Here is a 13,701-nt window from a genome sequence, read left to right on the forward strand (position 1 = left end):
GGAAATGGAAACGGATTGCGACTCGACCGCGATGCGGTCCTCTACCCCTGTATTACGGAAGATCTGGCGAAACCTTGAATGACCGGCAGGACGACGGGCGTGGCCACACATTGGAGCGGGTGCGGCACGGCGTGCCGGAAGCTCGTTCTTGTATTCCGTCGTCAGTCGGCTGCGGCAGCCCCGCGCCGAAGGGCGGCGCAAAGATAGCACAAAGTTGTGACAATTTGTGACATTTAAGGCATGCTGCCGCCTTTGAACGCAGTGCCGATCATGAGCAATCCGACCGAATCCCCCGCGCCCTGTGCGCCCGCAAAACGTAGTGGTCCTCTGCGTGCGCTATTCGCGCTGCGGCACTCGTGCGATGGCATCGTCGCGGCATTGCGCGAGGAGAGCGCGTTTCGCCAGGAGGCCGCGCTCGCGGCGATTCTGGTGCCGGGGGCGTTGCTGATGCCGGTGAGCGCGATCGAGCGCGTGCTGCTGATCGTGTCGGTATTGCTGGTGCTGCTGGTGGAGTTGCTCAATTCGAGCATCGAGGCTGCGATCGACCGGATTTCGCTCGAACGCCACGAGTTATCGAAGCGCGCGAAAGATTGCGGCAGTGCGGCCGTGACGATCGCGCTGCTGATTTGCGCGGTGACGTGGGGCGTGTTGTGCGGGCCGATTGTCTATCACTGGATACGCGGATAGCGCGGCAAGGTTTTTACGCTGCGCGCTCCATTTCGCGCTTTGCGTGAACGATGCGCAGGCTCGCAAACGTTAGCGGATGAATCAATGGTGCCGCTTTGCCTTGGGTGGTTCGACTGCCGCGGATGGGTCGTTCGGGTCGAGCGCCGAATCGAGCGCAATCACCGCGGCCAGTTCGGCGATCTGCGATTGCGCGAAAACGCGAATGCCGTGCTGTCGCAACAGCGTCGCGGTGACGCCCGCGCCAGCGTGCGTGGCGCCGCTGAATTCGCCGTCGTGGATGAACGTGCTGCCGCACGAGGGACTGCCGTCGGCCAGCAACGCGTAGCGGCAGTTTTCCGCTTGCGCGCGCCGCAACGCATGCTCGGCACCGGCAATGAATAGCGCGGTGACGTCTGCGCCTGTGTTCTCGATGATCGACGCTGCGTGGTTCAGCACGTCGGCGCCGCTGCGGCGCAACTGGATTTCCGCAGGCGGCCGCGGAGTCGGCAATCCCGCGGCCACTTCCGGGCACAAGAGCACGAGACGGCCTTCGTCGCGCCAGCGCGCGAACCACGCATCGTGGGCAGTTTTGGCGGCACCGTCGTAGCGGACCGGGTGGCCGGCCAGACACGCGCTGACCAGAATCTTCAACATGACGATGAATGCGCCTTCGCGGGCGGCCGGCTTTGGGCAGAAGATTGTAATGGGAATGGCCCGTTGCGCCGCTATCCAGTACGACAAGACGCCAGGCGCTCATCGCCTCGCCGCCCTTTCATCGCGCAAAACCAACCCCGCTTCGATGATCCGCCACGCACCTCGCGCGCGTGCGCATCCGTGGGCACACCTATTGCTCCATTCCGCTCACCGGCAAATCACCCGTCGAAGCATGCCATGCCCGCGACGGGTCGCCGTTTGTTACTTCAATCCAGCAATCCATCGGTGGGAGGTCCCATGCTTCGATACGCTGTAATTTTCTTCATTATCGCCATCATCGCCGCTGTGTTCGGCTTTGGCGGCATCGCCGCAGGCGCGACGGAAATCGCCAAGGTCCTGTTCTTCATCTTCGTGGTGATCTTCCTCGTCACCCTGCTGATGGGCGTGATGCGACGCTGAGCGCCGCCTCGGCAGATAGCTGGAAACAGACCCTGCCCCGATGCGAGCAGCTGGGCGTCGATGCAATACTTGCCACACGGTATTGCAATAGTTGCTGCCCGCGTCGGGGCTTCATTCGTGCCATACGCGCCCTCGCGCGCGTGCTACTCACTTGTCATCGACACAATGCCCTGCAGCAGCGCTGCGCCAGCACGCATGCTTCGCGGCACCCATTCACGCCGCGCACGCAATCGGCTGCGCCACGCTCAGACGATGCGACCAGTTGGCGAGCGTGCGCGTCGCCACGGGTGGCTTGCTCAGAATCGCGCTGTCATAGCGTTTGCCTTCCACATGCATGAAGTCGACGATGCGAAACCCCTGGCCGCGATAGAACGCAATCTGCTGCGCAGCCGGTTGCGGCGTGTCGAGCGCAAGCTCCGCATAACCGCGCGTCGCAGCCCAATGCTCGGCAAACGCGATCAGCAGCGTGCCGATGCCGCGTCCCTGCCACTGAGGCTCCACGGCGAACTGCCGCAAGCTCGCGATATCGTCGTGCCGGTAGAGTTCGCACGACGAGCCGTGGTCCGGCGCGTACAGCGTCATCGTGCCGACCGTGCGTCCTTCGCAGACCGCCACGTAGCAATCGCCGCGCGTCGCGCGCGAGCGCGTGGTCTCGACGCTCTGATCCACACACGTGCAGTTCAGCCCCATTGCGCCGAGCGGCGCGAAGGCCCGATGCAGCATGGCCGTCAACGCGACGAATGAATCGCGCGCCGCGTCGAAGCGGCGCAATTCGACATGGCCGATGCCATGACACACGTAGTCGATACGAACGCTTTGTTTGGTCGTACGTCGCTTCACGTTGAGCACCTCGAACAATCAGGATGCTCGAAGTGTAGAGTTCGCCTGGGAGCGTCTCAAGAAAAAATGTCGTAAAAACTCACAGGGAAATCAGGCGATGTTTTCCGCTTCATAGAGACGCCGGCCCGCTGCATCCTTCGCGCCAAGGATGGGCTCGAAGTCGATCGGCCATTCGATGCCGATGTCGGGATCGCACCACAGGAGGCAGCGCTCGAGTTCCGGAAACCAGTACTCGGTGGTTTTCCAGATGCACTCGGCGACGTCGGACAGCACCACGAAGCCATGCGCGAAGCCCGGCGGAACCCAGATTTGCCGTTGATTGGCCGCGCTCAGATATTCGCCGCACCACTTGCCGAAGTTCGGCGAATTGAGCCGCACGTCCACGACGACGTCGAACACCTCGCCCTGCACGATCCGTATCAGCCGGCCCTGTGGACGTTGGACCTGATAGTGCAATCCGCGCAGCACGCCGCGCACCGCGCGCAAATGCCGGTCCTGCACGAAATCGAAACCTTTCGAGACGTCATCGGCAAACTCGTCCGCGCTAAAGCTCTCGAAGCAGAAGCCGAGGTCGTCCCAAAACACCTCAGGCTCGATGAGTTTCACATCCGGCAATGCCGTCGCCATTACCTTGTTGCCCATTGCCACTCTGCTCGTAAGAAGGCTGGCCGGCGAGAATACGGCCGCCGCTGTGGCCGCATTCAACAGTGATGAGGCGCACCCGTCGGCACGGGCGCCTTCCTGACATCCTACGCCTCGTTCGCCACCCTGCTGCGCGCGCGATATTCCGTGGGCGAAAGCGCCATGCGCTTGCGGAAGATCTTCGCGAGACGATCGCCGTTGCCGGTGCCGCTGCGCCGCGCGATCTTGTCGACCGGCAATTCGGTCTCGGTGAGGAAGTTGCACGCAATGCGCAGCCGCACCTGCAGCAGATAGTCCGATGGCGTGACCTGCATCTCGTGCTTGAAGCGGCGCAGGAAATTGCGCTCGCTCATTGCGGCCACCTGCGCCGCGTCGGCCACCGACACCGGACGATCGCAGTTCGCCTCCATCCAGCGCGCCGCGGCGCGGATTTTTTCAGCGACGCTCAGCGTGCCCCCTTCGGCGGGCAGCGGCACCCAGGTCGCCGCCATCCCGGGCATAACGCGATCGGCGACGCTGCGCGCGAGTTCGGCGCCCAGGTCGCGCTTGATGAACATCAGCGCGGCGCGCGCGCAATCGTGACGGTCGTTGGACGCGCTCAGCGCGGCCTCGCTCGATGCACCGCCGGGATAGCGATTCATCTGCAGGCCGTCATGGTCGGTGGGACCGGCGGCTTCCAGTACGAGCCGGCCCTCGCCGATCGTTTCGATCGCCCGCGTACGCGCCTGCACCGCACGCAGCCAGATGAGCAGCCGCTCGTCGCGTGCGGCCGCCAGCGCGCCGTGGCCGCCGGCGATGAACAGCACGTCGAAACCGCTGCCGAAGCGCGCATCGATGCGATCGGTCCAGATGCGCGCCGACGAGGAACTGGAGACGCTGCCGCCCTCCATCGACAGAAACTGCACTTCGTAGGGCGGCTCTTCGCCGGCTCGCGAACCCGACAGTTCATTGGCACTCTGGAACATCTCGACCACCGTACCAGGCCCCAGCAGCCAGAAACCGTCGAACAGCAATATTCCAATTCGCCGCGCTGCGGTACGGACGTTCAAAGTCGGCGTGTGAAGCCACGTAATTCTCGCGGTATCAAGATGCATTTGCGGCATGATCTTCCCCAAACGGTCATACGTTGTGGACCCCGATGCCCCGTTAGCCGTCCGAGACGGACGAATGAATTATTACGACTGGAATTGCCGACAAGGCCGCTTAACGGATTAAGCGTGATGTTAGCGGAATGAACCGCCCGAGTAAATTTGAAAAACAAATTGACATCAGAAAATAGAATGTATGAAGAAAACGATTATCCGCCGTTTCATATGACAACCCGGCAAACCACGCCGGCACGGCGCACAGCGGGGAGCCCTCAGCGTCAGCAGGCCGCCGGGCCATATCCGGCCTTACTTTCCGGCGAATCGCGGCCAGACTTTCCGATGCTGCGAAGAAACGATTTGCGAACCCGTCCGTCACCGCACGAGTTCAAAGTGTTTCAAACATGAACTCGCAATCGCCCGGATAATGGCGCTCAATACCTGATTTATTCGCAAATCGCAAATTTATCGACTTGAACTCCAGCCTGTTCGCCGATATCCTTAATTCAACGGAATTAATATCTAAAAGCACATTTCCGCGGGTGTCTGGAAATGTTTCTATATTGAAACATCGGGCGCCTTGCGCATGAGCGGATACGTCCCTTCAATGCGCAGATCGTTTATTACGTCAGATGAATAAACGCGTTGCAGCAATCGGGCACACATTTTCCTTAAACAAAGTTTCATCCGCGGATCGCGATCTTTAAGGAAAGGCCCGCTGAGGCCGCCCGATAATTTGCGCAATGTGATCGTCGTAAGGAGCTGAACCATGTCGCGCCCAATGAACATCGAGAGAGTCAACGAGTATGGACGCAACGCGGTCCGTATCGCCATCGACGGCAGCGCGGTGCTGCTCGAGGCGGCCGATCTGGACGCGCTGATCGAGCACCTCGCCGTGTTGCGCGCCACGATGCGCCCGGAAGTGCCCACGGCGCCGGTGCGCTCGCATCGGTATGTGATCGAGGTCGACCCTTGCTGGCACACGGAAAAGCCTGCGCTGAACGACGGCGCGGTCATGTTCCTGAGACATTCCGGTCTAGGCTGGGCGGGCTTCGCGCTGCCCGCCGAAAGTCTCGCCAAACTGCATCACGCGCTCACGCAGCATCTGGAAGCATCGTTCGAAATACACGGCATGCTCAACTGAAATGCCGCCGAACGGCGGCTGTTGCGTGTCGCGCGGCACGGCGCGGCACGGCGCTTCAGGTTGCGGGCGCAATGCGCGGCACAAGCCGCCTATCCTTCATTTGCCGCGTCACCGCGGCTAGTTTCATTCAAGCTTCTGTCCCCGGCGCGGCTTTGTCCGCGCTCTTTTTTGCCAATTACTTAGTTATCTTGATGATCTCATGAGAAGCCACGGTACGCGGCGCTTCCGCACAGTTCATGAACATTGCACAAAGTTAAAAAAGACTTAATCCACCTAGTGGCGCGGATTTATCCGCGCTCACGGAAGATGCGTCCATCGCCCTTCTCTACTGTTCCCCCATGAACCAGCTACAAGCGATGCGAGTCTTCACACGGGTAGTCGATCTCGCGAGCTTCAACCTCGCGGCGCGACAGTTAGGCATGTCCGCCGCCGCGGTGACGCGCAGCGTCGGCACCTTGGAGGCACATCTGAACATGCGCCTGCTCAATCGCACCACGCGCAGTCTTTCGCTAACCGACGTGGGCCGCGAGTATCTCGACGGTTGCCGCGCGATCATCGAAAAGCTCGACGAAATGGAATCCAGTCTGCTGGAAACCACGCGCGATCCGCAAGGCACGTTGCGTATCGCGACCCCGATGACGTTCGCCACCGCCGGCCTCGGCGCGTTGCTGGCCGCCTATCGAACGCGGCATCCCAGAGTGGACTTCGACGTCACCACGTTCGACACGCCCATCGACCTCGTGGAAGGCGGTTTCGACGTGTGCTTCTGCGACGACCGGCGCCTGTCCAACTCCTCGCTGGTCAGCCGCACGCTCACCAGCGTCGACGACATGACGGTGGCGTCGCCCGTTTATCTCGCCCGCAACGGCATGCCGCGCGACCCAGCCGCCTTGAACCGCCACGGCCTGCTGACGGTGTCCGACGGCACGTCGCGCGCGTGGGAATTCGCGGATGCCGACGGCGTCTACCGCGTCAACACCGGCAGCGCGCTCACCGCGAGCAGCAGCGCGATGGTGCGCGTGGCCGCCCTCAACCATATGGGCATCGCGCTGCTGCCGCAGCCGATCATCGCCGACGACCTCGCGCGCGGCGCCCTCGTGCCGGTGCTCGAACAGTTCGAGGTCAACGGCGGCCCGCGCCAGATATCGATCCTCTACTCCGGCCGCAACTATCTGTCGATGCGCGTGCGCAGCTTCATCGACTTCGCGGTCGGCCAGTACCGGGCGCCGGACCGGTCCGTTGCGCTGCGCGCGGTCGCCTGACACGGGCGCGCGCATCATGCCGAGAATCCTGACGATCGAAGACGACGAGCTGATCGCGCACGACATCGTGCGCACGCTCAGCGCCAGCGGCTTTTCCGTCGACGTGGCGCGCACCGGCCGCGAAGGGATGGCCAAAGCGATGGCCGGCGACTACGACGTCGTCACGCTCGACCGGATGCTGCCCGATCTCGACGGCCTGACGATCGTCGCGACGATGCGCGGCGTCGGCATGGAAACGCCCGTGCTGGTGATGAGCGCGATGTCCGACGTCGATCAGCGCATTCAGGGGCTGCGCGCCGGCGGCGACGACTATCTGACCAAACCGTTCTCGCCCGAAGAGATGTTCGCTCGCATCGAAGTGCTGCTGCGGCGCCGTCCGCGCCACACCAAGGCCGAAACGCTGCTGCGCAGCGGCGCGCTCGAACTCGATCTGGTGCGCCGCAAAGTCACCTACCGGCAGCGCGAACTCGATCTGCAACCCACCGAGTTTCGCGTGCTCGAATTCATGATGCGCCACAGCGGCCAGGTGCTCACGCGCACGATGATTTTCGAAGCCGTGTGGGGCTGCCGCTTCGACCCCGGCACCAATCTGATCGACGTGCATGTGGGACGTTTGCGCAAGAAAGTCGAGACGCCCGGCGAGCGCCCGTTGATTCGCACGATTCGCGGCGCGGGCTATCTGTTCGGCTGACACGCACACGCGCCTTGACGTCCCACACAAGACGAGCGCTGGCATTCATTGCATGAATCGCCAGAGTCCGTTTTTTTCCGCACATCCACGGCGCCTACTCGCGCACCACTCGCGCACCCCTCACGACACACCACGCATCCGGCGCACCGCTTCCTAAAACTTGTTTCATCTGTTGAGTCGGTGCGTGTTAGGACTCGCTCCCCAGAATGCCGTTACGGGAGCGCGCCGCGCGAATCCCGCTCACCACACGCCAGCGCAGATTCAATCGCGCCTCTGAACGGAGCAGCCTTCGATGTTGAAAATAGTCCGGTTAGCTTTGACCCGGCCCTACACGTTCATCGTGCTTGCGTTGCTGATCCTGCTGATCGGCCCGCTTGCCGCATTGCGCACGCCAACGGATATCTTTCCCGACATCCGCATTCCCGTCATCAGCGTGGTGTGGAACTACGCCGGCCTGCAACCGGACGATATGTCCGGGCGCATCGTCACCTACTATGAGCGCACGCTCGGCACGACCGTCAACGACGTCGCGCATATCGAGTCGCAATCGTTTCGCGGCTACGGCATCGTCAAGATCTTCTTTCAACCGAGCGTGGACATCCGCACCGCCACCGCGCAGGTGACCTCCGTTTCGCAGACGGTGCTCAAACAGATGCCACCCGGCACCACGCCGCCGCAGATCCTGAACTACAACGCGTCGACGGTGCCGGTGCTGCAACTCGCCCTGACAAGCAACACGCTCGACGAACAGAAGCTCGCCGACTACGCGACCAACTTCATTCGTCCGCAATTGCTGAGCGTGCCGGGCGTCGCGATTCCGACGCCGTACGGCGGCAAGACGCGCGAAGTGCAGATCGATCTCGACCCGCAAGCGTTGCAGGCCAAAAAGCTCTCCGCCAACGACGTCGCCACCGCGCTCGCGCAGCAGAACCAGATCATTCCGGCGGGCACCGAGAAGATCGGCCGCTTCGAATACAACATCAAACTGAACAACAGCCCGCTCGCGCTCGACGAACTGAACGCGCTGCCGATCAAGACCATCGACGGCGCGACCCTCTATATCCGCGACGTCGCGCACGTGCGCGACGGCTATCCGCCGCAAGGCAACGTGGTGCGCGTGGACGGTCATCGCGCGGTGCTGATGAGTATTCTGAAGAACGGTTCGGCCTCGACGCTCGACATCATCGCGGGCGTCAAGGCGCAACTGCCGCGTATCGAAGCGACGCTGCCGCCGGGGCTCAAGCTCGTCACGATGGGCGATCAATCGACCTTCGTGAAGGGCGCGGTCAGCGGTGTCGCGCGCGAGGGCATCATCGCCGCGGCGCTCACGTCGTTGATGATCCTGCTGTTTCTCGGCAGCTGGCGCTCCACGCTGATCATCGCGGCATCGATTCCGCTCGCCGTGCTCGCCGCGATCGCCGGCCTCGCGGCGATGGGCGAAACGCTCAACGTGATGACGCTCGGCGGCCTCGCACTGGCCGTCGGGATTCTGGTCGACGACGCCACCGTCACGATCGAAAACATCAACTGGCATCTGGAACAAGGCAAGGACGTGAAGCGCGCGATTCTCGACGGCGCCGCGCAGATCGTCGGGCCCGCCTTCGTGTCGCTGCTGTGTATCTGCATCGTGTTCGTGCCGATGCTGCTGCTCGACGGCATCGCACGCTTCCTGTTCGTGCCGATGGCCGAAGCGGTGATCTTCGCAATGATCGCGTCGTTCATCCTGTCGCGCACCTTCGTGCCGATGCTCGCGCAATACCTGTTGCGCCCGCACGCGTCCGGCGGCCATGCATCCGGCGAGCTGGCCGCGGTGATGGACCCGCATGGCGACCACGCGCACGCGGCGCCGTCGCGCAATCCGCTGGTGCGTTTCCAGCGCGCTTTCGAGCAGCGCTTCGAGCGCGTGCGCGGCGTGTACCGGATCGTGCTCGGCCTCGCGCTCACGCATCGCAAGCGCTTCGTGGCGGGTTTCCTGATCGTGGTCGGCGCGTCGTTCCTGCTCGCGCCGTGGCTCGGCCGCAATTTCTTTCCGGACATCGACTCCGGTGAAATCGCGCTTCACGTGCGTGCGCCGATCGGCACGCGCATCGAAGATACCGCCGCGCAATTCGATCTGATCGAGAACGCAGTGCGCCGTGCCATTCCGCCGGATCAGTTGCGCAGCATCGTCGACAACATCGGCCTGCCCAATAGCGGGATCAACCTGACGTACAACAACAGCGGCACGATCGGTCCGCAAGACGGCGATATCCTGATCTCGCTGAACGAAAAGCACCAGCCGACCGCGGACTTCGTGCGCACGTTGCGCGCAAGCCTGCCGCGCGAATTTCCCGGCACCACGTTCGCATTCCTGCCCGCCGATATCGTCAGCCAGATCCTCAATTTCGGCGCACCCGCGCCGATCGATCTGCAGGTGGCCGGCCCGAACCAGGCGGCCAATCATCGCTACGCGAACGAACTGATGCGACGCATGCGCATGATCCCCGGCATTGCCGACACGCGCATGCAGCAGGCCGCGACCTACCCGCAATTCACCGTGTCGGTGGACCGCTCGCGCGCCGATCAGCTCGGCATCACCGAGCAGGACGTCACGAACTCCGTGGTGGCGAGCCTGTCCGGCACGAGCCAGGTGTCGCCCACCTACTGGCTCAATCCGCAGAACGGCGTGTCGTATCCGATCGTCGCGCAGACGCCGCAATACCGGATGACGTCGCTGTCGAATCTGAACAACCTGCCCGTGACCGGCAAGAGCGGTGACGCGCAGCTACTCGGCGGCATTGCGACGATCACGCGCGGCGTGGGCAATGCGGTGGTCTCGCACTACAACATCGAGCCACTCTACGACGTGTTCGCGACGACCCAGGGCCAGGATCTCGGCGCGGTGGCGGCGCAAATCCAGCACATCGTGCGGGCCACCGCGAAAGACGCGCCGAAGGGTTCGATCGTCACGTTGCGCGGCCAGGTGCAGACCATGAACAGCGCGTTCCTCGGACTATCGCTCGGTCTCGTCGGCGCGATTGCGCTGATCTATCTGCTGATCGTCGTGAACTTCCATTCGTGGAGCGATGCGTTCGTGATCGTCACCGCGTTGCCGGCGGCGTTGGCCGGCATCGTGTGGATGCTGTTCACCACGCATACGCCGCTTTCGGTGCCCGCATTGACCGGCGCGATTCTCTGCATGGGCGTGGCGACCGCCAACAGCATTCTGGTGGTGAGCTTCGCGCGCGAACGGCTCGCCATGACCGGCAATGCGCTGGTCGCCGCGATGGAAGCCGGCTTCACGCGCTTTCGTCCGGTGCTGATGACGGCGCTCGCGATGATCATCGGCATGGCGCCGATGGCGCTCGGCCTCGGCGACGGCGGCGAACAGAACGCGCCGCTCGGCCGCGCCGTGATCGGCGGGCTGATTTGCGCGACCTTCGCGACCTTGCTGTTCGTGCCCGTCGTGTTCAGCATCGTGCACCGGCGCGACACCGCGCATGCGCCTTCCGACGACCATTCCTCATCCGAACCCGGAGTCCAACATGTCCACTGAGATCGAGATCAATTCGCCGAAGCGGCTGCGCCATCTGAAGCTCATCGGGCTCGCCGCGCTGCTCGCGGCGGCCGGCGTCGTCACGAGCGGCATCGTCAGCCGCGTGCAGGCGAAGCAGGAACTGACCACGTGGTCCGCCCAGCAGGCGATGCCCACGGTGGTCGCCTACACGCCGAAACACGACTCCGCCACGCAGGCGCTGGTGCTGCCGGGCCATCTGTCGGCCTTCGTCAACGCGCCGATCTACGCGCGCGTGTCGGGTTATCTGCATGCGTGGTACGCGGACATCGGCACGCAGGTCAAGGCCGGACAGCTGCTCGGCGTGATCGACACGCCGGACCTCGATCAGCAATTGCAGCAGGCGCGCGCGGATCTGCAGAACTCGCAGGCCAACGAGAAACTCGCGGCCTCCACGGCGCGCCGCTGGACCCAGATGCTGCAGCAGGATTCCGTCTCGCAGCAGGACGCCGACGAAAAGACCAGCGACCTCGTCGCGAAACAGGCCACGGTCGCGGCGAACCAGGCCAACGTGCGGCGGCTCGAAGCGCTCGAGTCGTTCAAGCGCATCACCGCGCCGTTCGATGGCGTGGTCACCGCGCGCACCACCGACATCGGCGCGCTGATCAACGCGGGCGGCGGCAATGGCCCGGAACTGTTCTCGGTGTCCGATGCGCACCGGCTGCGCGTCTACGTGAGCGTGCCGCAGGACGAAGCGGCCGCCATCCAGCCAGGCATGGTCGCGACGCTCACCGTGCCCGAGCGGCCGGGCATGAAGTTCGACGCCCGGCTCGTCGATACCGACGATGCGATCACGCCATCCTCCGGCACGCTGCTGGTTCAACTCGTGGTCGACAATCACGACGGCCTGCTGATTCCCGGCGAATACACCGAGGTGCACTTCGCGCTGCCAGGCAACGCGCATGCGCTGTCGATTCCGGCAAGCTCGCTGATCTTCCGGCAGAACGGCCTGCAGGTCGCCGTGGTCGGTCACGACAACCGCGCGGTGCTCAAGCCGGTGTCGATCGCGACCGATCTCGGCACGCATGTCGAGATCGCCTCGGGTTTGAACGCGACGGACCGCGTGATCGACAATCCGCCCGACTCGCTCGCTTCCGGCGATCAGGTGCGGCTGCAAGGCAAGCCTCCTGTCACTCGTGAGGCGAACGGCGCTGCTTTGGTGGAACGGCGCGCGGCGGAGAGCGCACATGGATAAACGGCGTCTGTGCATTACTCTCGTGGCGGCCGCGTTGCTGAGCGGCTGTTCGTTCGCGCCGCCCTATCACGCGCCCGTCACCCCCCTGCCCACCATGTTCAAGGAAGGCGGCGCGTGGCAGCTCGCGCGTCCGGCCGACCGCGTCCCGCGCGACGCATGGTGGAGCGTGTATCGCGATCCCGTGCTGGCGCGCCTCGAAGCGCAGGTGGCGGCGGCCAATCCGGACGTGGCTGCCGCGGTCGCACGCCATGACGAGGCCAGTGCCGATCTGGCGCAAGCGCGCTCGGGCCTGTTCCCGACGATCGGCGCGCAAGCATCGGCGGAGCGCCAGCGGCAATCGGACAACCGGCCGCTGCGCGGCACGGATCAACCCTCCGTGTACGGCGCGAATACGGTCGACGTCGGCATCAGCTACGATCTCGACCTGTGGGGCAAGGTCCGCAACGAGGTGTCCGCGGGCCGCGCGGCGGTGCAGGCGAGCGAAGCCGATCTCGCATCCGTGCGGCTGAGTTTGCAGGCAAGCCTCGCCGATGCCTACTTCAATCTGCGCGGGCTCGACGCACAACAGCAACTGCTCGACGACACGATCGACACCTATCGGCGCGCGCTCACGCTCACGCTGAGCCGCCACGCCGGCGGCATCGCCTCGGAGCTCGACGTGTCGCGCGCCCAGACACAACTCGACATCGCGCGCGCTTCCGCCGACGATATCGCCGCGCGCCGCGCGCTCTACGAACACGCGATCGCCAGCCTGACCGGCACGCCCGCATCGGACTTCTCGCTCGGCGCCGCGACCGATGCAGCCTATTTGCCGTCGATTCCCACCGGCGTTCCGGCCGCACTGCTGCAACGGCGCCCGGACATCGCCGCCGCCGAGCGCCGCGTCGCGCGGGCGAACGCGCAGATCGGCGTCGCCAGGGCGGCGTTCTTCCCGGACGTCTCGCTCGGCCTCGACGGCGGCTATCAAAGCGACACGCTGTCGCCGTGGCTGATGGCGCCGAACGAAATGTGGTCGGTCGGGCCGAGTCTCGTGTTCACGCTGTTCGACGGCGGCCGCCGCGCCGCGCTGACGCAGCACGCGCGCGCGATGCTCGCGGAGAACGGCGCGAAGTACAAAGCGGCCGTGCTGCTCGCGTTCCAGCAGGTCGAGGACAATCTCGCGCAACTGCATCATCTCGGCGACGAAGCCACGCGGCAGGACGAAGCGCTGAACGCCGCGCAACGCACGCTGACGCTGTCGATGTCGCGCTATCGCGACGGCGTGGTGAGTTATCTGGACGTGGTCACCGCGCAGACCACCGAGCTCGACACGCAGATTGCCGCGCTGAACCTCAATACGCGGCGTCTGCTGGCTTCGGTGGGGTTGATCGAGGCACTGGGCGGCGGATGGTCGGCGAGCGGCGCCACGGCCGCGCCTGAGGTGCAGGCCGCGCAAGCGTCGTCCGTGCAGCCGCGCGTCGTCGCGTCCCACGGTTGAGGGGCACCCCGTTCGGGAAGCGGCGCTTTTCGA

General features: G+C 64.2%; 12 protein-coding genes. 8 read left to right on the forward strand and 4 right to left on the reverse strand.

Going from position 1 to position 13,701, the window contains the following annotated elements:
- Positions 1-270 precede the first annotated feature (270 nt).
- Positions 271-687, forward strand: a complete 417-nt coding sequence (locus tag ACZ9H4_RS10655) for a diacylglycerol kinase (RefSeq protein ID WP_408145258.1) — start codon at positions 271-273, stop codon at positions 685-687.
- An 81-nt stretch (positions 688-768) separates the two neighbouring features.
- Here ACZ9H4_RS10655 and ACZ9H4_RS10660 read toward each other — a convergent pair whose 3' ends face one another.
- Positions 769-1,320, reverse strand: coding sequence for a 2-thiouracil desulfurase family protein (locus tag ACZ9H4_RS10660; RefSeq protein WP_476118997.1), 552 nt, complete (start codon positions 1,318-1,320; stop codon positions 769-771).
- A 297-nt stretch (positions 1,321-1,617) separates the two neighbouring features.
- On the opposite strand from ACZ9H4_RS10660, the gene ACZ9H4_RS10665 reads away from it, so the two are divergent.
- Entirely contained in the window at positions 1,618-1,779 is a 162-nt protein-coding gene (locus tag ACZ9H4_RS10665) for a DUF1328 domain-containing protein (RefSeq protein ID WP_035551387.1), read from the forward strand.
- Positions 1,780-1,992: 213 nt separating this feature from the next.
- Here ACZ9H4_RS10665 and ACZ9H4_RS10670 read toward each other — a convergent pair whose 3' ends face one another.
- The 3 genes from ACZ9H4_RS10670 to ACZ9H4_RS10680 all read right to left on the reverse strand — a co-directional run bounded on the left by ACZ9H4_RS10670 (position 1,993) and on the right by ACZ9H4_RS10680 (position 4,364).
- Positions 1,993-2,619 carry a GNAT family N-acetyltransferase gene (locus tag ACZ9H4_RS10670; protein ID WP_476118998.1) on the reverse strand — a complete coding sequence of 209 codons (627 nt, stop codon included), beginning with the start codon at positions 2,617-2,619 and terminating at the stop codon, positions 1,993-1,995.
- Between the two features lie 90 nt (positions 2,620-2,709).
- Positions 2,710-3,261, reverse strand: a complete 552-nt coding sequence (rfbC, locus tag ACZ9H4_RS10675) for a dTDP-4-dehydrorhamnose 3,5-epimerase (protein ID WP_408145251.1) — start codon at positions 3,259-3,261, stop codon at positions 2,710-2,712.
- Positions 3,262-3,368: 107 nt separating this feature from the next.
- Complete coding sequence (locus ACZ9H4_RS10680) at positions 3,369-4,364, reverse strand: GlxA family transcriptional regulator (protein ID WP_408145250.1); 996 nt, start codon at positions 4,362-4,364, stop codon at positions 3,369-3,371.
- 751 nt (positions 4,365-5,115) lie between these two features.
- Here ACZ9H4_RS10680 and ACZ9H4_RS10685 point away from each other — a divergent pair.
- The 6 genes from ACZ9H4_RS10685 to ACZ9H4_RS10710 all read left to right on the forward strand — a co-directional run bounded on the left by ACZ9H4_RS10685 (position 5,116) and on the right by ACZ9H4_RS10710 (position 13,668).
- Positions 5,116-5,490 carry a hypothetical protein gene (locus tag ACZ9H4_RS10685; RefSeq protein WP_408145248.1) on the forward strand — a complete coding sequence of 125 codons (375 nt, stop codon included), beginning with the start codon at positions 5,116-5,118 and terminating at the stop codon, positions 5,488-5,490.
- A gap of 338 nt (positions 5,491-5,828) precedes the next feature.
- The gene (locus ACZ9H4_RS10690; RefSeq protein ID WP_476118999.1) at positions 5,829-6,752 is read left to right on the forward strand and encodes a LysR family transcriptional regulator; all 924 of its coding nucleotides are present in this window, start codon (positions 5,829-5,831) and stop codon (positions 6,750-6,752) included.
- 16 nt (positions 6,753-6,768) lie between these two features.
- Positions 6,769-7,443, forward strand: coding sequence for a response regulator transcription factor (locus ACZ9H4_RS10695; RefSeq protein WP_476119000.1), 675 nt, complete (start codon positions 6,769-6,771; stop codon positions 7,441-7,443).
- A gap of 292 nt (positions 7,444-7,735) precedes the next feature.
- Positions 7,736-10,978: an efflux RND transporter permease subunit gene (locus tag ACZ9H4_RS10700; protein ID WP_476119001.1), complete on the forward strand. Its 3,243-nt coding sequence runs from the start codon at positions 7,736-7,738 to the stop codon at positions 10,976-10,978.
- Entirely contained in the window at positions 10,968-12,191 is a 1,224-nt protein-coding gene (locus ACZ9H4_RS10705; RefSeq protein WP_408156651.1) for an efflux RND transporter periplasmic adaptor subunit, read from the forward strand. Before ACZ9H4_RS10700 ends, ACZ9H4_RS10705 begins: the two co-directional genes overlap by 11 nt.
- A complete protein-coding gene (locus ACZ9H4_RS10710; protein ID WP_476119002.1) occupies positions 12,184-13,668 on the forward strand; it encodes an efflux transporter outer membrane subunit in 1,485 nt (494 codons plus the stop codon). The genes ACZ9H4_RS10705 and ACZ9H4_RS10710 overlap by 8 nt, the downstream gene beginning before the upstream one ends.
- Positions 13,669-13,701: the final 33 nt, after the last annotated feature.

The organism is Paraburkholderia sp. TE9906 (assembly GCF_056279605.1).